We start from the raw sequence: 21,993 nt of genomic DNA, 5'->3' as shown, positions 1-21,993 counted from the left end.
AAAAACAATGTTAGAACCATTCAACCGCACGGTCGTACCAAGTATCGGCACCGCCCTGCGCATCATTATCATCTTGGCTCTCGGTCTCAACCGCTTCGCCATTTGGAATGTCTAAGCCTTCGCGGCGGCGTTGCTGATTGATAGCGCCTTGCTCACTCTGTTCTTGAGCGCGATCTTGTTGATACAATCCGATGGCACAACTACTGGCTTCTTCGGGCAAATGTGCTGACATTACTGGCAAATAGCGCGCATCAGTACAGCGCTCATTTGATAGCTTACCAGAATTGTTTTCAAGCCATAACCACTCAATACCTTCCGGCTCAGGTAGTGATACTGGCGTCAATTTTAAGCGACTCATATAGTCGACCCAAACTGGTAATGCACCTGTGCCACCACTCAGACCGATTGGCTTATTATCATCACGACCGACCCAAACCACGCTGACATAGTTACCACTATAACCAGCAAACCAAGCGTCGCGATAGTCATTTGTGGTCCCTGTTTTACCAGCGAGATTCAGGTTGCTACCAAGCGACTGTGCTCGTTTAGCCGTTCCGCTGGCGACCACTTGCTGTAGCGCGTAATTGGTCAAAAAGTTGGTCTCAGGCGGGATACTACGCTGTGTATTGAGTCCAGTGCGCTGCAAGATACGACCGCGATCATCAATGACGCTACGAATACTATGAATGGGCGTGCGAAAGCCACCAGTAGCAAACACTTGATAGACGCCAAGCATATCCATTGGGCTAAGATTGACCGATCCTAATAATGCAGAAGGATAAGGCGATATTTTCTCTTTAATACCCATACGCTGTAGCTGCTTGGCAAAAGTATCGATCCCAAATTCCATGCCTAAGCGTACCGCTGCTTGGTTATAAGACTGAGACAGTGCAGTGGTAAAGGGGACATAACCATGATCACGCTTGTCATAGTTTTGTGGATTCCACTTCGTACCGTCATTTAGGTTGACGGTAACTGGTGAATCATCGACCGAACTTGCCAAATTATAGCGACCGCTTTCGAGCGCTGTCATATAAATGATCGGTTTTAATAAAGAGCCCACTTGACGCTTGGCATCGACGGCGCGGTTAAAGCCCGTAAATTCACTGCCGCTACCGACCACAGAGACCAGCTCACCAGTCTCTGGATTGGCACTGACCAAGGCACCTTGTAAATCTTTGGTTTTGCTGCTGCTACGACGGAGCTCGCCCAGTTTTTTATCGACTGCTTTATCGGCGGCTAATTGGGCAATAGGGTCGAGCGTACTAATAATCGTCAGACCTTCATTTTTTAAGTCATCAGAATAATAGACGGTATTCAATTCACGCTTGACGATATCGAGAAAGTCAGGAAATTGGCTTTTGCCTTCGACAGGCTTGTCAGCGATACCCAGTGATCTCTCTATGGCTTTATCATAGTCTGCTTGACTGAGCGTGCCCATCGCTAGCATGTTGCTAAGAACGACATTACGACGTGCTTTTGAATCGTTTGGATGGCGACGTGGATTATAGACACTCGGGCCTTTTGCCATACCAACGAGCAAGGCTTGCTGGTCTAAGCGCAGCTCGTTCAGCGGTTGATTAAAATAGAACTGCGCTGCCAAACCAAAGCCATTAATAGAGCGGTTGCCGTTTTGTCCTAGGTAAATCTCGTTCAGATACGTTTGTAGAATTTCATCTTTACTATAATGGAGCTCAAGTAACACAGCCATTAGGGCTTCATTGGCTTTGCGTTTTAGGGTGCGATCTGAATTCAGATAAAAGTTTTTAATCAGCTGCTGGGTGATGGTCGAACCACCTTGTCTAGAGCCGCCAGAGAAATTATTAATGACTGCACGGGCGATACCGCGTATCGATACGCCTTTATGCTCATAAAAGCCGCGATCTTCCGTGGCTATTAATGCATCAATCAATGGCTGTGGCACCTCATCTAAAGAGACGACCATACGATCTTCATTGCTGTCTGGGTAAATACCGCCAATACTAACCGGCTCAAGGCGAATAATGCCGCTCTTAGCCGGTAAAGTGCTTTGAATCGACTCAATCTTATTACCAGCAATCGTCATTTTGATGACTTGCTCAGTGTCTATATCGTTGGAGCTATAAGTAAAACCGCGCGTATGGATATAATAGGTATTGCCAGACTTACGATAGGTACCGGTGCGATCATAGGCTTTGTTGCTTTGATAATTAAGCAGCTCGAGCCATGTCTTAATCGTGCTGTTATCGACGCTGGCACCTTGGTAAAGCTCAAGTGGCTGCGAGTATACCTTGGCAGGAATATCCCAGCGCTTACCTTCGAACTTGTGGGTAATGGTGCGATCAAGCTTGATCAAATACAGCGCCAATAGCACCATGCCAGCGATAATGACAATTAATAAAATACTACTAAAGACCAAGCCGCGCTGCTGTGAGGGTAGCGTGCTGATAGCAGACGTAGATGACGAAGGAAGCTTGGAGATTGGTCGCTTAGAATTAGATTTTTGCACGGATGATGCACCATTTAGGGATAAAAAACTGCCTCATAATGACGCAAATTGACAAATTTTTCAATCTATCATCATCAACTCAGGCATTCAGTGGGATGACTCTGTGAGGGGTTATGCTGTTCACAGCACCGGCTTATAGTATAATCGATCTATTGACAGCGATGTTTATACGAAAACACAGCGCGCTTTTAATTTGCTTTATCAGTGCCATATAAGATAACAATTTACGATTATTCTAACGATGTTTTTTGTATGAATTAGCGGTTGATTCTCTATCTGTGCTAGCCGTGTCGAGCTTATTTAAAATAGCTGTTTTAAATAACATTAGGCATATTTGATGATAGCAAGTTTTCTCAAAGTGAATTGGGTTCGAGCAAACCTGTCTAAAGGAAGTAAGCGCGATTATGTCTAGTGCCCCCTCACCAATACCAACCTCCAGCCATTATTATGAAGACAACTCTATCACCGAAGGGTTGGTACTGCCCCTTGCTGGTCATTGCTTCCACTGTGGCGATCCAGTACCGCAGCCGCCGTTTTATGCCGATATATTGGGTAAATCCCGTGAGATGTGCTGCATGGGTTGTCAGTTGGCCTCGCAAAGTATCGTCGAGGCAGGGCTTGAGCAATATTATCTTGATCGTTCGGAAATCAACCGTACGGCAAGTTTGCCTACCCAACTGACGCGCCTCGAAGCCTATGATCATGATGAGATAAAATCACAGTTCGTCTACGCTCAAGATGGTCTGTCGGTGGCAGAATTGTCCGTTAACAACTTGCGCTGTGCTGCCTGTACGTGGCTTATCGAATCGCGTCTTTATGAGATTGATGGTATCAATAAGTGTCAGGTCAATTTGACCAATCAGCGTATGCGCGTCATTTGGGACGAGAGTAAGCTGCCTATCAGCCGTATTCTAGCTATTATCAATGAAATAGGCTACGAAGCTAAGCCTTACCGTCAAGATACCCATGAGGCAATGCTGGCTAAGCACAATAACAAGATGCTGCTACGCCTAGGAATCGCTGCACTTGGTGCGATGCAAGCAATGATGTATGCGGTCGCGCTATATTTTGGTGAATATAGTGGGATGTTGATATTACAGCGCGATTTTTTGCGTTGGGTGTCGTTATTCGTCAGTATTCCCGTGTTCTTTTATGCGGGCATACCGTTCTTTACGTCTGCATGGTCGGCAGTTCGCGCGCGCCAAGTCAATATGGATGTACCGGTCAGTATCGCCTTGATTGTTACATTTTTCGCCAGTTTGTACGCCACCATTACTGGAAACGGTCAGACCTATTATGATTCGGTCAGCATGTTTATTTTCTTCTTATTGGCAGGGCGTTATATCGAGTATAATGCTCGTCTAAAAGCGGCGACGATGGCCAATGACTTAGTAGTGGTAGAGCCAGTTTTAGTACAAAAAATTGCTGAAAACAAAGGAGACGCTGCGCTCATTTTGCAGCAGTTACAACAAAATGCCTTTGATAAAGTAGATACGAGTGCTATTAATCAGGCAGTTCATGAGACAGGTGCTGATAGTGCAATAAGTGCCGCAGTCAGCGCTCCAACGAAGTATACACCCAATTTTATGCAGAGTATGGATGCCAATGTTCATCAAATAACCAATCGTATAGCTCAAGACTGGCAACAAACCAGCCGTCAACCAGACCTATTAAAGCCAGATTTGTTAAAGCCAGTGTATGGTGCAGAACAAAAACAGATGGTGACCGCTCAAAGCTTGCAAGTGGGTGACATCATCATGGTTGAGGCTGGCTCTGAGATTATCAGCGATGGTATTTTGCTTAGTCCAACTGCGACCGTCTCCCAAAGTCTGCTGACGGGTGAGGGTGATTTAATCATCAAGTCTCAAGGCGACTATATCGTCGGCGGCGCACAAAACGACAGTCAGCCGTTTGAGATGCTGGTCACGGCACTGCCAGAAGACAGTCAGATTGGATTAATTGATCGGCTGATGAACCGTGCCATGAGTGAAAAGCCCAAACTGGCACAGCAAGCGGACAAGCTGGCTCGTTGGTTTGTGGCGCGGATTTTAGTATTGTCAGCATTGGTATTTATCGGCTGGTATTTTGTCGATCCAAGCCAAGCTATTTGGGCAACGGTTGCAGTCTTAGTGGCGACTTGTCCTTGCGCGCTGTCACTAGCCACACCGATTGCTTTGACTGTCTCTACCAATCGATTGGCCAGCTATGGCTTTTTGACCACGCGTGGTCATACGCTGCAAACCTTAGCAGAGATTACGCATGTGGCTTTTGATAAAACAGGGACATTGACTTATGGCAAGCCAAACTTACTGAACATTGAGCTAATAAAATCGTTCAGCCAAGATGAAAACGATGACTCAAGCGCGTTGCCTTTGCAAAAAGACCGTTTCTTAGCCATTGCTGCGGCCTTAGAAGTAGGCAGTCGTCACCCGATTGCTCATGCGCTACTGACCGCCGCTTATCAATTACATCTGCCGCCCACTCAAGCCTTGCTGCATTATCCAGCAGGCGGGGTAGAAGCCATGATTGATGGCGTTCTATATCGTATTGGTCATGTAGACTTTGCTTTGGATAAAGGTGCTACTGGTGCAAAGGCAGACAATGATTTAACGATCGATTTACTGAGCCAGCGTGCCAGCTCAGCGGTTGTGTTGTCTTGTCAAACAAGCTCCTCAACCACATGGCAAGCGCTGGCGTGCTTTTACTTTAGCGATAAAGTACGTGATAATGCCCGCTCAATGCTGGATACGCTCAAAGGCTTAGGTATTGAGTCTGTGATGCTGACGGGCGACCCCAGTCCGCAGGCGCTGGTCATGGCGGAGACTTTGGGCATGCAGGCGGCATATAATGGTCTGTCACCAACAGATAAGGTCAATCATATCCAGCAGCTGCAAGCACAAGGGTCAGTCGTGCTGATGGTTGGTGACGGTATTAATGATGCGCCCGTGTTGGCAGCAGCAGATGTGTCGACTTCGATTGCTGGCGCGGCAGATTTGGCGCAGGTGTCAAGCGATAGCATCATCCTTAATGGACAGATTGAAGCCATCACGGCCGCCAAGCGTATCGCGGATAAAACGGAACGCATTATCAAACAAAACTTCCGCTGGGCACTGGCTTATAACAGTATCGTATTATTACCTGCCGCGTTTGGTTATGTCCCACCTTGGCTTGCCGCCATTGGAATGTCGCTTAGCTCATTATTTGTGGTATTAAATGCGCTGCGTCTAAAACGTGCTTAGTTTCTTATACGTGGTATTTATCTGCATATAATACCTACTTTGGTTCAAATATAAAAAAACCGCCTTTAGCAAAAGACGGTTTTTATTTTAGGTATCATTATTATTAGCCAGTTATAGATTAGTCTTGTAGGTAGCTAAGCAGACGCATAAATTCGATATACATCCATACTAGCGTCGCAAGAATACCGATACTAAATAACCATTCGTAGTCTTCAGAAACACCAGCTGCTACGCCGCGATCAATGTTATCAAAATCAAGTAATAGCGTAAAAGAAGCGATAACAATCACAAATAAACTGAAGCCAATAGCGATAACGCCACCTTCAAATAAGAAAGGTAAGCTCGAACCGAACGCTAAAGAAAGAACCCACTGGGCGACATAAACGAGCATGATGGCTATAAGCGCTGAGGTGACGATAGAGCGGAATTTTTGCGTTACCTTAACGAGACCAGAGCGATATAGCCCTAGCATAACGGCTGCTGTCACAAAGGTCGCACACATTGCAGTCACTGGCACGCTTGGATACATTCTCATAAAAAACAGCGAGATGCCGCCTAAGAAGATACCTTCTAAGAGCGCATAAGGGACCGCGAAAGTTTTGGCTTTTTGTGGCTTAAAAGTGATAAAGATCGCGAGACCAAAAGCGGCAAACATACTACCAAAGGCCGCCATGGTAATAAAACCTTGCGATAAACCTGCCATCAGCGCATAAAAGAAAAAGCCGACACCAGTGATAGCAGATAAACCAAGCAACAAGCTGGTCTTTTGGATGACACCTTTGACGGTCATCGGCTGACCGCCGATCGCAAGCTCTGCGCGACTGACAATAGGATTGGCCATACATATGTCCTTAATTAAAAATGATATAAATTACTGCTACTTTAGCAAAAGCTTGGTTATTGTCAACTGTGTTTGCGTGACGGCTGTCAAGGATTGACGCAACCATCATCTGACTTATTATTTGGACTAGCTAGGGATGCTCAGTAGCGCGGTAAGCAGGCCATAAATGGGCGTGCAATGGTTGTTATATGGGGTTGATTACGACAGTTAACAACGATAATTGATAAAACATGCTAGTTTAAGCGCTCATTTATCGCTATCATTGCCCTGTATTTTACCGTTATTCCGAGTCGTTTTATGGAAAACTCCGCGCAGTCCGAAAGATTGCCACACTTACATGCATCAGAGCTGTTCCACGCCATCAAAAATCCAGCGTTTCGGCGTATTGGATTAATGGGGCGCGCAGGCAAGCGCAGCGTCACCCAAAGTCTGGTGCAGATTGCCCAAACGATCAATGAGATGAATCTCACCCTGATAATGGACATGCAAACTGCCCATCTACCAACCTTGGATCTTACTGAGATCGAAAAAGTCAAAATCGTTAAGCGTAGCTTAATTGGTGAGATTTGTGATTTGGTTATCGTCGTCGGTGGTGATGGCTCTATATTGCATGCTGCTGAAGCACTGGCTCGTTATCGCGTGCCAGTCTTGGGTGTCAACCGTGGTCGCCTTGGTTTTTTAGCTGATGTCAAACCTGATGAAGCTGCTTTTAAATTGCGTCAAGTATTGATGGGCGATTATCAGTTGGATCATCGGTTTCTCTTGACGATGGAAATACGAGAAGGGCGAAATATTATCCATGAAGATATGGCGCTCAATGACATCGTATTGCATGCTGGTAAGTCAGTACATATGATTGATTTTCAGATGAAAATTGATGGTCACGATGTCTATAGACAGCACAGCGATGGCTTGATTGTGGCGACGCCTACTGGTTCCACAGCCTATGCACTATCTGGTGGTGGCCCTATTATCCATCCGAGTATGGATGCAATATGTCTGGTGCCCATGCATCCGCATACCTTGTCCAGTCGTCCGATTGTAGTCAGTGGCAATAGCGAAGTTTGTATTCGCATCCATGAGGACAATCGCACGCAGCCGATGGTTAGTGCAGATGGCAAGCCCAGCATACCGCTCGACCAAGAGCAGCGGCTTTATATTCGTAAGCACCCTGATAAGCTAACGCTGCTACATCCTCCAGGATTTGATTTTTATGAGGCGTGCCGTACCAAACTACACTGGAACGTCCATGCCGAAGAATTCAGTCTTGATATCGATGATGATATTATGGATGATGAATAAAAGCAGTTGTCGTATAAAAAATAGTCGTGGAGAGTGAGATGGATAAGCAAACAATATTAGCAACGCTAACACCAGACGTGGTCGATAAATTCCGTATGGCCATTGAGCTTGGCAAATGGCCAGATGGCCGTAAATTAACCCCTGAGCAGCGCGACACTTGTATGCAAGCGGTAATGGTTTGGGAGCATGAGCATCTACCTGCGGCCGAGCGTACCGGTTATATTCATAAACCTGTAAAGGACGATGGCTCAATCGTCGGTGCTGAATGTGATGTCGAGCACGAACATCATTATCCCAATATGCCCAATACTAAGGGCGCTATCCAGCCAGTTAAGTTTCGTGATAAATAAGCAGAATGGTCGTGAATTAGAGTAGCCGTAGTTAACTACAATAAAAGCAGCTATAGTCAAAATACCCTAAAAACGCGACGGTATTGCTGATATCACTTTTTTGTCGCCTCTGTCTGCACAGGCATAGCAAGCAAGAAAATGGATATCAGCAGTGCGTCATGTATCGACAGTGCTTTTCACTTATATTAAAGATAAGATTGAAAGGCTCAATAAAAAAGCCACGCTATATTATATAGCGTGGCTTTTTTTTGTGCTTAAAAATGATTAAAGCGCAGTCGTATCAACACTTGGACGGACCGTCAATGGATTCTTTTGCATCAAAAACCCTTGCCAACCCCAATGCAAAAAATTGCGGATATTGGCATGATCAGTGCCTTTAGGCGTCTCTAGCACTTTGGTATAATGTTCACCAAATAGCTTTAGCGTGTCTAATTGATTGAGACCATGGTGTTTGGCAAAACCAAAAATTTTCGCACTGCCTTCGTTTTCGCCAGCGGCATTGTGCTGCATGCCATTAACGAAAGGGGCGGGCGCATAACGATAAAAATCATCAATAAAACTGATGACATCATTGAATCCAATGGCTTTTTTATTCAAACCATTAAGTAGAGCCGATACATCTGATTGGCGAATACTCATAAATAAATGACCTCAGAGCAGATTAAAAAGCAAAGTACGGTGCTTGGTGTGTGCTCAATGATTATTAGTGGTTAGGTGTTAAGACTCAGCTTAGCGATTAAAATAGTCTTCATCATCAAAGGAAGGCGCAAAACTGCCTTGCTCAAGATGCTGCATTTGTGATTGTACCGAACGCTCATGCTGTATGCGTTGGTAAATCTCTTCGCGGTGTACAGCAATGTCTTTTGGCGCATTAACACCGATACGCACTTGATTGCCTTTAACGCCTAGGACAGTCACACTGACCTCGTCACCAATCATTAATGTTTCGCCCACGCGGCGTGTCAAAATTAACATGCGTCACACTCCTTATGTCGCATCAACAGATTATTACTCATCAGATTACTTCTCAATTACAGGACATTACCGCCGCACTAAACACACCTTGTATTTAGCTTACAAGCTACTATGTCTAACGTTAGGCGAATAGCGGTAATGATAGGTAGATTCATTTAGCCCAAATGAAAGCCCCATTATAGGGGGCATAACAGATACTGTCACGGGTTTTCACAAAACTATTAGGTATATACCAATCAGAACAATAATAAAAATAAAAATAGGATCTAAAAAGACCCTATTTGGATAAACACATTATTGAAAGTAATTGATGCTGATGTAATCGATAACTGTTAATGCTATGTCTATATTTTTAATGGTTTTAATATAAATTATAGCCCAGCGATTTTGCTGTCGCCATCTTCACGATCAAGACCAAATGCCGTGTGCAGTGATTTAACTGCTTTTTCTAGATACTGCTCTTGGATAAGCACAGATACTTTGATTTCACTGGTCGATATCATTTGAATATTGATGTTGTTTTCTGCGAGGGTTTGGAACATGAGGCTAGCAACCCCAGCATGCGAGCGCATACCAACACCAACCAAAGAAACTTTGACGACTTCGCTGTTACCCAAGATTTCTTTGGCACCAATCTCGTCTTTGACTTCATCGTTTAACACTTTCATGGTTTTGTCCATGTCAGTACGATTGACCGTAAAGGTAAAGTCAGTGGTGCCATTGGTTGATAGGTTTTGCACGATCATGTCAATTTCGATATTGGCGCGACCAATAGGGCTCAAGATAGCAGAGGCGATGCCAGGGTGATCGGGCACACCGCGCACGACTATTTTTGCTTCGTCTCGATTAAAAGCGATACCTGAGATGATTGCCTGTTCCATATTGTCTCCTTCGTCTATCGTAATTAGGGTGCCGACATTGTTCTTAAAGTCGTCGTCAAAGCTACCATCGGTATTTTCATCAAAGCTAGAGAGGACGCGTAGCGGTACGCCATATTTACCCGCAAATTCTACTGAGCGAATTTGTAAGATTTTTGAGCCTAGGCTCGCCATCTCCAGCATTTCTTCAAAAGTAATTTTTTCAAGCTTTTTGGCTTTTGAGGTGACGCGTGGATCAGTGGTATAGACACCATCGACGTCGGTATAGATTTGGCATTCATCTGCGCCCAAGGCTGCGGCAATCGCAACACCTGTCGTATCAGAGCCGCCGCGACCTAACGTCGTTGCATTACCATCCTCATCGATACCTTGAAAACCAGCCACAATCACGATATTACCAGCATCTAATTGCTCACGAATGTTTTTATCATCGATGCTTTCGATACGGGCTTTATTATATGAGCTATCAGTTTTAATAGCGACCTGACGACCAGTGAATGAACGAGCACCAATACCAAGATCTTTGATGGCCATTGCAAGTAACGAGATAGAGACCTGCTCACCCGTTGAGACCATTTGATCGTATTCGCGAGGATCAGGCTGGGTGCTAATTTGGCGTGCCAGATCAATCAAACGGTTGGTTTCGCCGCTCATGGCAGAGACAACGACCACCACTTGATGACCATTATCATGCCAGCGCTTAACTCGTTTGGCGACGTTTTTGATGCGGTCGATACTGCCCATCGAGGTGCCGCCGTATTTCTGTACTATTAACGCCATAAAAATCTACCTATTATTCATTAATGGCCTTTTATTATCATCGATAAGCAGCAATGTATCTGTCAATCAATGCTTGCGTAGATAAAGCCGTATTATAAGAGTTGCGCCCTATGCCTTTTGTTTATCCAATGGTGCCTGCGTTAAACTGAATGAGCGATATGAATGGAATTAAGGATATGCCCAAACGTCGACCTTTATACCATACTCGGCTTGTAAGGTTAAGTGTCAGTACGGATTAGATATATGGCGATTGGTTATAAAGCGTATAACCAATCGTATCATTCCTGCTGCTCGCCCATACTAATGGCGTTTAACGCACTGAATGGCAGTCAGCTAAATGGCTTATTCACCAAGCTGGGTAGTTATCCAAGCGGGTAGCGCGTCAATGACTGCTTTACTGTTGCCAGACTTCGGTGCGCCGCCTTGGGCGTAATCGGGCTTGCCGCCGCCTTTACCGCCAAGCTCACTTGCCAAATGACGAATGATATCACCGGCTTTTACTTTAGCAGTGACAGACTTTGCGACACTTGCGGCTAAGGCTAGCTGATCGTCTTTATCACCAACCAATACAATCACGCTATCAGGCAGTTTGGATTTGATATCATCCATCAGCGTACGGATTGATTTGCCATCCACACCGCCTAAGGTGCTGATAAGAACTGGCGTACCGGCGATAGTCTGCACATCATCAAGCAAGTTAGCGGCTTGCGCACTGGCCATTTTCTGTTCTAAACGCTCTAACTGCTTCTCTAGGTCGCGCTGCTTATCCGCCATAGTACGGACACGCTGTGCCACTTCAGGGCGTTTTACTTTTAGCTGACTGGCAAGCTCGCTGAGTTGTTGCTCACTTTGCTGAATGTTTTTTATGGCATTCATACCTGTGACGGCTTCAATACGGCGGATACCTGCGGCAATACCTGATTCGCTAGTAATTTTAAAGACACCAATGTCGCCCGTACGCTGCACGTGAAGACCACCACACAGCTCAATAGAGAAGGGCTGACGCTGACCATCGACAATGCTGTCGGTGCCCATAGTAAGCACGCGAACGTCATTGCCATACTTCTCACCAAACAGTGCCATGGCACCTTGCTTCATCGCTTCATCGATAGACATATGCTCGATACGGGCTGGGGTATTGGCTTGGATTTGCTCATTAACGAGACGTTCTACACGTGTAATCTCGGCAGCAGTGACGGGCTTATCATAGGAGAAGTCAAAACGTAGCACGTCGCTTGAGACCAGCGAGCCTTTTTGTGTGACTTCATCACCCAATACCTCTCTTAATGCGGCATGCAATAAGTGAGTGGCCGAATGGTTTTTGGCACTAGCAGCACGGATACTAGATAAAACTTGGGCGTCAGCTGTTTGCTTAGTGCTGATATCACCCATGGTCACGACGCCATGATGAATAATGGCTTGCCCGGATTTTTTGGTATCTTGCACTTCAAAAACACCAGATGCGCTACGAATTTCACCCAACTCACCGACTTGACCACCACCTTCAGCATAAAACGGCGTACGGTCAAGGACGATAACGCCTTCCATACCTTCGCTTAAGCTATCGACAGGATTGCCATCTTGATAAAGGGCATTAACAGTCACGCCATTTTCTTCAAGTTGCTCATAGCCGATGAATGTCGTTGGGTTGTCTACTTGAATGACACTGCTATAATCAACATCGAATTTGCCAGCATCACGGGCGCGTTCACGTTGTGCTTGCATGTGCTCATCAAACTCCGCTTCGTCGATTACAATACCGCGTTCACGAGTGATATCGGCGGTCAAATCAAGCGGAAAGCCATAAGTATCATAAAGTTTAAAGGCGGCTTCGCCAGAGAGGGTATCGCCGTCTTGTAAGCCTTCAAGTTCGCTGGCAAGCAAGCGTAAACCCTGTGCCAATGTCTTGGCAAACTGCGCTTCTTCTTTTTGAATGGCGTTTTCGATGACGCTTTGTTTGTCTTTTAGCTCTGGATAGGCAGTGCCCATTTCAGCGACCAGTGGCGCGACCATCTTATAAAAGAAATCACTATCAGCGCCCAACTTATTACCATGACGTACGGCACGGCGAATGACGCGGCGCAGCACATAGCCACGACCCTCATTACTTGGCGTGACACCATCAGCAATCAAAAATGAAACAGCGCGAATATGATCAGCGATGACTTTTAGCGACGACTGCTGCTGATTTTCAATGTCTAAAATCTCAGCAGCGGCATCCATCAAGTGCACAAATAAATCGATTTCGTAGTTGCCATGCACACCTTGCATGATAGCGCTGATACGCTCAAGCCCCATGCCAGTATCGACACTAGGAGCAGGTAGTGGCAACATGGTGCCGTCTTTTTGACGGTTAAACTGCATAAAGACGCAGTTCCAAATCTCGATATAGCGGTCGCCATCTTCTTCGGGTGTACCGGGCAAACCGCCTTCAATGTCTGCGCCATGGTCATAAAACACTTCGGTACAAGGGCCACAAGGGCCAGTATCGCCCATCGTCCAAAAGTTATCTGATGCGTAAGGCGCGCCTTTATTATCACCAATACGGATAATACGCTCGCTAGGAATACCGATGTCTTTATGCCAAATATCAAAGGCTTCGTCGTCAGTCTCATAAATGGTCACATATAGACGATCTTTATCGATAGCCAACCATTCATCGGATGTCAAAAATTCCCAAATGTACTCGATACCCGCTTGCTTAAAATAATCGCCAAAGGAGAAGTTGCCCAGCATCTCAAAGAAGGTGTGATGACGCGCCGTATAGCCAACATTGTCCAAATCATTATGCTTGCCGCCCGCTCTTACGCATTTTTGCGAGGTTACTGCACGGGTATAATCACGCGGCTCCATGCCCAAAAACGTTTCTTTAAACTGATTCATACCGGCATTGGTAAATAGCAATGTCGGGTCATTGTGCGGAATTAGGCTAGATGAAGAAACAGGGGTATGCTGCTTGCTTATAAAAAAATCGATAAAAGCTTGACGAATATCGGCTGAGCGAAATGGCTGGCTCACAGCGGCTCCTTACTGACGGATAGAATTGAATAGATAAAGTAAAATAATTTTGCAAGCGATTTTAGCACAAACGCCCAAGCTCTTGGTACAAGAGTTACAACTGCTAGGTTATTCTGCGTCTCTAAATAGTCGATGGTTTTGGTAGCGCATAAAAGCTAATTGGTCAAAATCGCCGCATCGGTCTTGTCGAGTTTGTCTTGTATCAATGGATTGGACTCAATGACTTGTACTGGCAAGTAGCGCAGCTGTAGCTTAATGGGTAAATACTCAGGGAAATTCTCTGCCATATCTTGGGTAATGACAGTTTCGATTTGTCGTACATCGTATGAGGTAGGCGTCGTCTCTCCGCGAATGACCGCACGTACGACTTTATTTTCTTTCGAGGTATCAAACTGAGTATTGGTCAGTACGTTACCCTTATCAATAAAGTAGCTGTTGATGGCTTCTTTGACGCTGCTTTCAAAGACTTGCTGCTTGGCGTTGGTTTGTAGATTAATAGTTAAATAAGTGCCCAACCCTGCTAACAACAATAGGGTCACTGCATTACGTTGCAAAAAAGTCAGGTAGGTGTTTGATTTGTAGTCGTCCTTGACCAAACGACGAAAGCCTAAAAGCCATAATACAAGCGCATTGGTAAATTGGATGGCAATAATGTTGGTAACAGCTAACAGTAAGGCGCCAAAGCCTAGCTGAATCTCGCCATTGGCAAATAAAATACCACTGGCAGCCAGTGGTGGCACCAAAGCGGTTGCTACTGCTACGCCGACCACTGCCACTGATAGGTGCGGTGATACCATCGCATAAGCACCAGCAGTACCACCTGCTAAGGCAATCATCAAATCCATCGAGGTCGGCTGAGTGCGCGATAGTATCTCTGTCGTTAATGGCTGATCTTTGTGCAGCCAACCGACGACGAAGCCGACCAGTACGACCAATGATACGCCGACGATAACCGTAATCAGTGATTTACGTAGCAATGGCATACGATGATCAATAATCGCTAATGCTATGCCAGTAATGGGACCTAACATCATGGCAACCAACATGGCGCCAATGACCACGGCAGCTGAATTGGTTACCAACCCATAACTGGCGATGATGGCAGAAAGTATATTCATAATGAAATACATTTTGCTAGGCAGAGCGTTGGCCTCGATTCTGACTCGTACTTCTGGATAGTCTACCTTTTGGTTGCTGAATTGCTCGGCAACAAACTGCTTATAAGACTCCAGTTTGGCTTCTTTTTGTTCTTTGACTTCGTCCTCTTTCTCTTTCTCTTCTTCTTTGTCGTTATTCTCTGCCTCGTCGTTAGGCATTTTTTCTAGTGCATCATCTTTGCTTGACTCATTTTTAGATTCATTTTCAGTAGCAGTCAACGCTTTGGCATTGGGCTGCGTTTTTCCTTTGGAGGCTGGCGTGACTAGTGTTTCAGGTTCTACTGTATTTTCTGCACTTGTACCTTGTATGGACATACTTTCGTCTGTTTTGGGATCCGTCGCATCCGCCGTGGATTCATGGTCAATTGTTTTGCTAGCGTCGGTTAGCACCCTAGAATCGTCAGTAGCTTCTGCTTCAACGGTGGCTTCATCAACTAGGGTTTCCTGACTATCTTCAGTACCTTGCTTTTCTACATCATCAGCATTTGACGCGCCAACTTCTGTTTTTTCCATGTCGCCAGATGCTTGGGTTTCTGGCTCCGATGTTTCAACACTCGCCACTACCACATCGGGTCCAAGCGACTCCATCTTTACTTTAGCTTCAGGATGTTGAGCACCTAGATCATTTTCCTCAATGCCGTCTTGCTCAATGTCATTTTGCTCAATGTCGCTTTCAGTATTGCTTGGATTTTCATTGTTTAAGGTTTCATTATCCAAGGTTTTATGAGTCTGGATTTTATCATTTGGACACGACATTTCATCGACATTAGCTTCATCAGTTGCATTATTATTAGCAATAGACTCTGACACCTGCTGAGCATCAATCTGGTCTAAGGCATCTTTTGTCGTTGCTGACTCAACAGCTGACTGTTTATTAGATAAGGTCATAGTGAAAAACTTTCTTAGCGAATGACAGAAAGTCGCTATTGTAATGATAAATGTAGAAAACCGTAGGAGTTTTTTGCGACTAGGCAGGCGAGAAGTAAGCGGATGGAAAATCAACTAATACTGATAAAAGCATCATACTTTACGATTTTTTACGATAAATAATATTGCAGATAATTCCCTTATTATAACAAGGCTTTTATGCTGAGTCACCCGTTATAACTGGCTTAAAGGTTTGGATTAAATACTTACTTTCCTTGTGGATTTAGTGTATAAAGGGAGTATACCCACAACAAAAATGAGGAATAAATTATGAACTGGCCATTATTTTCTGTCATCTACTCCATAGCAGCAACCGTCACCATTGGCGTATTCATGATTGGCGCCTTGGTTACAGGGTTTAATCAGATTCCACATATCCAAATGGCAGTAGCCGCAGGTATCTTGATCTCTATTCCTGCAGGATTGTACTTTACCAAAAAAGTAGGCAGCATCACTGGTAATGAGGAAGGCTATAAAGTATAAGTCATAGGGCAGTGGGCAATTTTTACTTTACGGGTTATATTTTAAATTGATGTTCTAAGCGAGTGCTTTACATCGTTATTTTATACCGTTACTTTACATTGGCACGTTAAATACGGAAAGCTTACTTTGTAGAGTAAGCGTGGATGTATCATAAGAAAAGCGCCAATAAGACGCTGCTTTAGGAAGCTGTTTTGCTGCTCTCTGATAGTAAGTATCTAAAAATTGAGTGAAACTCAGTCATAAAAAAAGACCCTCTTAACAGGGTCTTTTTTTCATTGAGCATTTTGTTAAACTAAACTATTTTAGGACAACGGTTGCGCCATTCTCAATGTTGGCATACACCTCTAGTACATCCCAGTTAGTCAAACGTACACAACCTGCTGATGCTTGACGGCTGATACCTTCAGGTTTTGGCGAGCCATGCAAACCATAAGACGGTTTAGACAAGCCCATCCATACAACACCGACAGGGTTGTTCGGTCCTGGTGGCAGCATATGAACCTTTTTCTGAGCACCGTCACCGACAGTCGCTTTATACCAAGGCATTTTTACCTTGTTGATAATTTTGAAAGTACCCTGTGGAGACGGTGTGGCATCGCTACCAATAGTCGTTGGGTAGGTGGCGACCAATTTGTCATCATTGTAGGCGTACAATGTTTTGTCTGCTTTATTGGCGACAACGCGGTTGATGCGCTGATTCAGCGGTCCACGGGTGTTAAGGACTGTAATGGTTTCGCCAGCTTGGTAAGCTTTATTTTTATTTAGCTTATCTAAGTAGCGTACGTCCATGTGGAAGCGTTCGCCCAGCATCTCTTTGATATCTTGATAATACAAACCTTTCATTTTCGACTTCGCTTCTGAGCCAGCAGGGGTAGGCGCGAAGTTGGTTTTGAGATCATCTTCAGTCAGTGTGTAAGTCACTAACACGGGCTTATTGGCAGGAATGTTTTTGATTAAGGCATTCCATGTTTTTTGATCCATTTTGCCGGTTGCTGGCAAACCTTTCATGGTTTGAAAGTTGATCAAGGCTTTTTTACTGTTCATACCCCAGCCGCCATCGATAGGACCCGGTGAAGCATGGTTCCAATCGAGTAATGCCTGCATTTTAATAGTCATCGCTGAGTTGACCTTCATGCTTGGTGACCAGACGGCATCATTGACTTGTTTGGCATAGTTGGACAAGTTTAGCGTGGTGTATCTTTTACCATCTTTGTCTTCGATGTTTTTGATGGTAGGGTCATCGCTAAAATCTTGACGCTTTTCGCTTTCAGGTAACTCAAAAGACAAAGGGTCAGAGGAGTCAATAGATGAGACATCGCTAGGGGCGGCAACGGCTTGACCTTCACTAATATCATCAGTGCTGTCAGATTGCTCATCTTTACGAGTCAGCTCTTCTGCGCTCATATTATCAGCAGTGCTCGATTGAGCGGCTGCCATCGGCTTTTGGCCTTGCTTTGAATCAATCAATTGCGTCATGCGGTCAGCTGGCTTAGCAGTAGTGGCGGGAGCGCGACCATCGACTGAGCGGCTACGATTCTCTTGCACATCAAGGCTCACTTTCTTAGCGAGGCTAGGCATGGAGTCGGATGTGCGTACTGGCAATGAGCGAGTATTATCAGCGGTGGCGGCAAGCGCACTCACGCTGGCACTAACGACTACGATAGATATGGCGGTAATAAGAGGCTTTATTTTCATCATATTTAAGTTACTTGTGGTTGCTACTAATGCGGCTATTATGCGCATAATTGAGACGCTTCGCAAACTTTTGACACATATTTTTATACCTATATAGTACTAAACGTCAACTGCTGACGTATTCACTACAGTTGGGCAATAATTTAGCCATGGTGTGTATGGATTTTTGCTAGATTCTAGGGCGTGTTTTCAATCCAAGCGCTTGTGTTTAAATGGGCTAAAAATGGCTAAACTTTGCCAAACGTCGTCAAACAGCTGATTAATATCTCGATATTATTTGTGCTATTTTCCTCGTTTGACGGCAATTTATCTCATTTTTATGACCATTTTTAACATGAGAACATGGCCTAACTCAATACACTCAGTGTTTTTCTGTTTTTAGTAAACTAAAAAACACAGTGATTGGCGCAACCTAGTGTTTGCGTCTATAATGTAGGGCTAGATTATTATTTAATAAGTCGGCTTTTTATAGAGAGCGATTTAACCCATCCGCATGTAGTCAGTGAACATGTAATCAGCAAGGTGCGATATGTCAGAAGACCAAACAATGAGCGCAGAAGAGTTTCAAAACCAATACTTCAATGAGACTGAGCCTAAGGGCTTGGACGGTGAGATGGAGTACGATTTGAAGACAGGCCTTCTCGGTGAGCACGATGAATTTGCCAACTTGCATGCAGAGCTCGAAGAAGCGCGCGAGCAACTGGTTAGTATTCGTGATTTTATACGTTTTTCGGTCACTCAACTTCGTAACTATGATGTGGTCGTGGCTCAAGGCACGACAGATGAGTTTGCTGAAGCATCAGCGATTGTATTGCACTCGTTGTCGTTAGATTGGTCCGCGAATGAGCAGATTCTAGACTGCCGGCTGACCACGTCAGAGAAGCAATTGGTATTGAGCCTGTTAGAAGAGCGTATCGCTGAGCGTAAGCCTTTAAGCTACTTGATCAATTTATCCTACTTCTGTGATTTGCCTTTTTATGTTGATGAGCGCGTGCTCATTCCGCGCTCGCCTGTAGCAGAATTAATACGTCAACAGTTCCATCCGTATTTTGATGTCAATGAGCTGGCGAAGCCACTGGGTATGACGGTCAATGATAAGGCTACTGCCTTCTATGATCATGGTTTGGATGTCAAGCAGCTATCACAGCCTGAGCGTGTTTTAGACTTATGCACCGGCTCTGGCTGTATTGCTATTGCCTTGGCGACGCGCTTCGTCGATGCCTTGGTCGATGCTGTAGATATTGATAAAGGCGCGCTTGAAGTGGCGATGGTCAATGTCGATCATCATGATCTTGGCCATCAAGTGAATGTGATTGAGTCGGATCTGTTTGCCAAGATTCCTGCTGAAAATCAATACGAGCTGATCGTTACCAATCCGCCGTATGTCGATGCTGCTATCATGGCAGACTTGCCACCAGAGTTTTTATACGAGCCTGAGCATGCGCTAGCAGCTGGTCAAGATGGACTGGACTTGGTACACCGCATTCTTTTTGAAGCGCCAGACTATCTCAGTCCAGAAGGCTTACTGGTCTGTGAAGTGGGTGATAGTGAGTGGGCGTTAAAGCAAGCCTATCCTGAGATTCAGTTTGACTGGTTAAAGTTCGCTCATGGTGGTCATGGGGTGTTTGCGATTACTTATGATGAGCTAATGGCACATCGTCAGCTGTTCGCTCCTTTTGTGCAGATGTTAGACAGTCATAAATAAGTATAAATTAGCAGTCAAAAATTACAAACGATTGATCAAATAAGCATAAGTTACGTTTACTTGTTTAAGGATAAATATGGCAGGCAATAGTATCGGGCAAGTTTTTACGGTCACCACCTGCGGTGAGTCGCATGGTGCCGGTCTCATGGCAATCGTTGATGGCGTGCCACCGGGTTTAGCATTATCCGCAGAAGATTTGCAGATTGATTTGGATCGCCGAAAGCCGGGCACGTCTAAGTACTCGACCCAGCGCCGCGAGTCTGACGAAGTTGAGATCATCTCTGGTGTATTTGAAGGCAAAACCACAGGTACTTCTATTGGTCTGCTGATTCGTAATACCAATCAAAAATCCAAAGACTATAGCGAAATCAAAGACACCTTCCGTCCCGGTCATGCCGATTATACTTATAGTATGAAGTATGGTTTTCGTGATTATCGCGGTGGCGGTCGCTCTTCGGCGCGTGAGACTGCAATGCGCGTGGCGGCGGGCGCTATCGCTAAGAAGTATCTGCAAGATCGCTTGGGCGTACAAATTCATGGCCATGTGACGCAGATTGGTAATGAATATAGTCAGGTCACCAACCCCGAGCAAATCGATTGGGACTTTGTCAATAGCAACCCGTTCTTTTGTGCGGATGCTGATGCCGTCAGTCGTTTTGAAACCTTGATAGATAGCTTGCGCCGAGAAGGCACCAGCTGCGGCGCCCGTCTAGAGATTATTGCTAGCGGTGTTCCAGTCGGTTTAGGTGAGCCAGTATTTGATCGCCTCGATGCGGACATTGCTCATGCAATGATGAGTATTAATGCTGTCAAAGGCGTTGAGGTTGGTGATGGTATGGCGGTCGCAGGGCAGTTTGGTCATCGCTCTCGTGATGAGCTGACGCCGGACGGCTTTACTGCCAATCATGCTGGTGGTATTTTGGGCGGTATCTCATCGGGTCAAAATATTCGGGTCAGTATCGCGCTCAAGCCAACCTCTAGTATTACTACCGCTGGCAAGAGCATCAATACAGAGGGTGAAGCAATTGAGATGCTAACCAAAGGTCGCCACGACCCTTGCGTGGGTGTCCGTGCCACGCCGATTGCAGAAGCCATGTTAGCCATTGTCTTGCTAGATCACTATCTGCGCCATCGCGGTCAAAATGCGGATGTAAAGCCACCAGTAGAATCGATTACTTAGTGGTTTGATTTCGCTAATTATTCAAGAAAAGTCTTTTCCCTGTTGATGGATTTCATTGATAAGGTAAAAGACTTTTCTATTTTAGAACTTATAAGCTATTTAGTGATCTAACCGTAATGCACTTTACCACTCAGCTTTTATATCTTGAAGCTATTTACCCTTCTGTGACAATGATATTTTTAGCGGAATGTAAGAGTATTCTTCTATAACAAAAATTCTTGTTAGATCCTTTAGCTTCGGCGTATTGCTCATGAATAATGATGTCGTAGTCGCAAAAGCCATCTTCTGAAAATATGAAGGAGCTACCTTGACTGTCTATCATTGAGATACGGTCGCCATTATTATCATATACGCGCGTATCCCAACCTATTGAGATGTCTATTGGGTGATTTGCTGTTTGCGCGCTAAAACGAATTGAATACTGCTCCTCACTTTTAGGTGTGATAACTAACCTTTGTTGTTTATCTATCTCTTCTGAGCTTACGTCTGTGCTTTTAGAAAGATACTCGCCTTTTACTGAGTAAATATCATAGTTTGTTTTATTGATTAATTTAATATGAGTAGCAAAAAATTCGCTGTAAATAAACCATACTACAAGAAATAGTAGTAATACTTTTAGTGGTTTGTTTAGTGATGACATGTTAACCATATTGGGCACTTAGTGATTTAAGCAAGCAATGGATAATCATTAACCGCCACACATTGCTGATGACGAAACACCAGAAGTAATTGCTGACTAGGAATGGCTAGCCAATGCCCAAAATCAATACTATCAATACCTTCGCATGACAGCGCTTGTAGGCAAAAATGACGACTACCGCCTAAACAGTTTTCTAGAACTTGGGTTTGATTAATAAGGTTTTTCATAGTGTTTCTACTTTTACTGTTGATGACGAATTTGAATAACAGCATCATAAAATAAAGAGATAGAAAACCTGTGTAGGAATGATGGAAGTTTAATGAATTGTCATAAAT

Annotated in this window: 15 protein-coding genes and 1 pseudogene; 6 read left to right on the top strand and 10 right to left on the bottom strand. The window is 44.7% G+C overall.

Going from position 1 to position 21,993, the window contains the following annotated elements; genetic code table 11:
- Window positions 1–10: 10 nt before the first annotated feature.
- Window positions 11–2,488 carry a penicillin-binding protein 1B gene (gene mrcB, locus ACSUPM_RS09370; protein ID WP_025653031.1) on the bottom strand — a complete coding sequence of 826 codons (2,478 nt, stop codon included), beginning with the start codon at window positions 2,486–2,488 and terminating at the stop codon, window positions 11–13.
- Between the two features lie 404 nt (window positions 2,489–2,892).
- Here mrcB and ACSUPM_RS09365 point away from each other — a divergent pair, with 404 nt between their 5' ends.
- A complete protein-coding gene (locus tag ACSUPM_RS09365; RefSeq protein WP_025653032.1) occupies window positions 2,893–5,727 on the top strand; it encodes a heavy metal translocating P-type ATPase in 2,835 nt (944 codons plus the stop codon).
- Between the two features lie 118 nt (window positions 5,728–5,845).
- Here the strand turns inward: ACSUPM_RS09365 and ACSUPM_RS09360 are convergent, their stop codons facing one another.
- Window positions 5,846–6,568 (bottom strand): Bax inhibitor-1/YccA family protein, encoded by a 723-nt coding sequence (locus ACSUPM_RS09360; RefSeq protein ID WP_025653033.1) that lies wholly within the window; start codon window positions 6,566–6,568, stop codon window positions 5,846–5,848.
- A gap of 393 nt (window positions 6,569–6,961) precedes the next feature.
- Between ACSUPM_RS09360 and ACSUPM_RS09355 the strand changes: the two genes are divergently transcribed.
- A complete protein-coding gene (locus ACSUPM_RS09355; protein WP_051395167.1) occupies window positions 6,962–7,870 on the top strand; it encodes an NAD(+) kinase in 909 nt (302 codons plus the stop codon).
- A 38-nt stretch (window positions 7,871–7,908) separates the two neighbouring features.
- Entirely contained in the window at window positions 7,909–8,220 is a 312-nt protein-coding gene (locus ACSUPM_RS09350; RefSeq protein WP_101211730.1) for a YeaC family protein, read from the top strand.
- A 264-nt stretch (window positions 8,221–8,484) separates the two neighbouring features.
- Here ACSUPM_RS09350 and ACSUPM_RS09345 read toward each other — a convergent pair whose 3' ends face one another.
- From ACSUPM_RS09345 to ACSUPM_RS09325, 5 genes and pseudogenes are all read right to left on the bottom strand, one after another.
- Window positions 8,485–8,859 (bottom strand): HopJ type III effector protein, encoded by a 375-nt coding sequence (locus tag ACSUPM_RS09345; protein WP_037026278.1) that lies wholly within the window; start codon window positions 8,857–8,859, stop codon window positions 8,485–8,487.
- A 168-nt stretch (window positions 8,860–9,027) separates the two neighbouring features.
- Window positions 9,028–9,195: pseudogene (gene csrA, locus ACSUPM_RS09340) on the bottom strand (carbon storage regulator CsrA); the annotation flags it as partial.
- Window positions 9,196–9,566: 371 nt separating this feature from the next.
- Window positions 9,567–10,853: an aspartate kinase gene (locus ACSUPM_RS09335; protein WP_101211731.1), complete on the bottom strand. Its 1,287-nt coding sequence runs from the start codon at window positions 10,851–10,853 to the stop codon at window positions 9,567–9,569.
- Between the two features lie 342 nt (window positions 10,854–11,195).
- Window positions 11,196–13,871, bottom strand: a complete 2,676-nt coding sequence (gene alaS / locus ACSUPM_RS09330) for an alanine--tRNA ligase (RefSeq protein WP_025653038.1) — start codon at window positions 13,869–13,871, stop codon at window positions 11,196–11,198.
- A 155-nt stretch (window positions 13,872–14,026) separates the two neighbouring features.
- Window positions 14,027–15,916 (bottom strand): DUF389 domain-containing protein, encoded by a 1,890-nt coding sequence (locus ACSUPM_RS09325; RefSeq protein WP_101211732.1) that lies wholly within the window; start codon window positions 15,914–15,916, stop codon window positions 14,027–14,029.
- A 309-nt stretch (window positions 15,917–16,225) separates the two neighbouring features.
- On the opposite strand from ACSUPM_RS09325, the gene ACSUPM_RS09320 reads away from it, so the two are divergent.
- Entirely contained in the window at window positions 16,226–16,438 is a 213-nt protein-coding gene (locus ACSUPM_RS09320) for a hypothetical protein (protein ID WP_025653040.1), read from the top strand.
- Window positions 16,439–16,735: 297 nt separating this feature from the next.
- Here ACSUPM_RS09320 and ACSUPM_RS09315 read toward each other — a convergent pair whose 3' ends face one another.
- A complete protein-coding gene (locus ACSUPM_RS09315; protein ID WP_037026291.1) occupies window positions 16,736–18,136 on the bottom strand; it encodes a L,D-transpeptidase family protein in 1,401 nt (466 codons plus the stop codon).
- A 526-nt stretch (window positions 18,137–18,662) separates the two neighbouring features.
- Between ACSUPM_RS09315 and prmB the strand changes: the two genes are divergently transcribed.
- Both prmB and aroC read left to right on the top strand, forming a co-directional pair.
- Window positions 18,663–19,838 carry a 50S ribosomal protein L3 N(5)-glutamine methyltransferase gene (prmB, locus tag ACSUPM_RS09310; protein ID WP_025653041.1) on the top strand — a complete coding sequence of 392 codons (1,176 nt, stop codon included), beginning with the start codon at window positions 18,663–18,665 and terminating at the stop codon, window positions 19,836–19,838.
- A gap of 76 nt (window positions 19,839–19,914) precedes the next feature.
- A complete protein-coding gene (gene aroC / locus ACSUPM_RS09305; protein ID WP_025653042.1) occupies window positions 19,915–21,018 on the top strand; it encodes a chorismate synthase in 1,104 nt (367 codons plus the stop codon).
- Between the two features lie 154 nt (window positions 21,019–21,172).
- On the opposite strand, the gene ACSUPM_RS09300 is transcribed toward aroC, so the two are convergent.
- Both ACSUPM_RS09300 and ACSUPM_RS09295 read right to left on the bottom strand, forming a co-directional pair.
- Entirely contained in the window at window positions 21,173–21,658 is a 486-nt protein-coding gene (locus tag ACSUPM_RS09300) for a hypothetical protein (RefSeq protein WP_352288074.1), read from the bottom strand.
- A 26-nt stretch (window positions 21,659–21,684) separates the two neighbouring features.
- A complete protein-coding gene (locus tag ACSUPM_RS09295) occupies window positions 21,685–21,885 on the bottom strand; it encodes a hypothetical protein (protein WP_101211734.1) in 201 nt (66 codons plus the stop codon).
- Between the last annotated feature and the right edge of the window lie 108 nt (window positions 21,886–21,993).

Origin of the sequence: Psychrobacter okhotskensis, from assembly GCF_965638355.1 — a bacterium.
In the GTDB taxonomy this organism is placed as follows: domain Bacteria; phylum Pseudomonadota; class Gammaproteobacteria; order Pseudomonadales; family Moraxellaceae; genus Psychrobacter; species Psychrobacter okhotskensis.
This window is presented reverse-complemented; position numbering and strand designations above follow the sequence as displayed.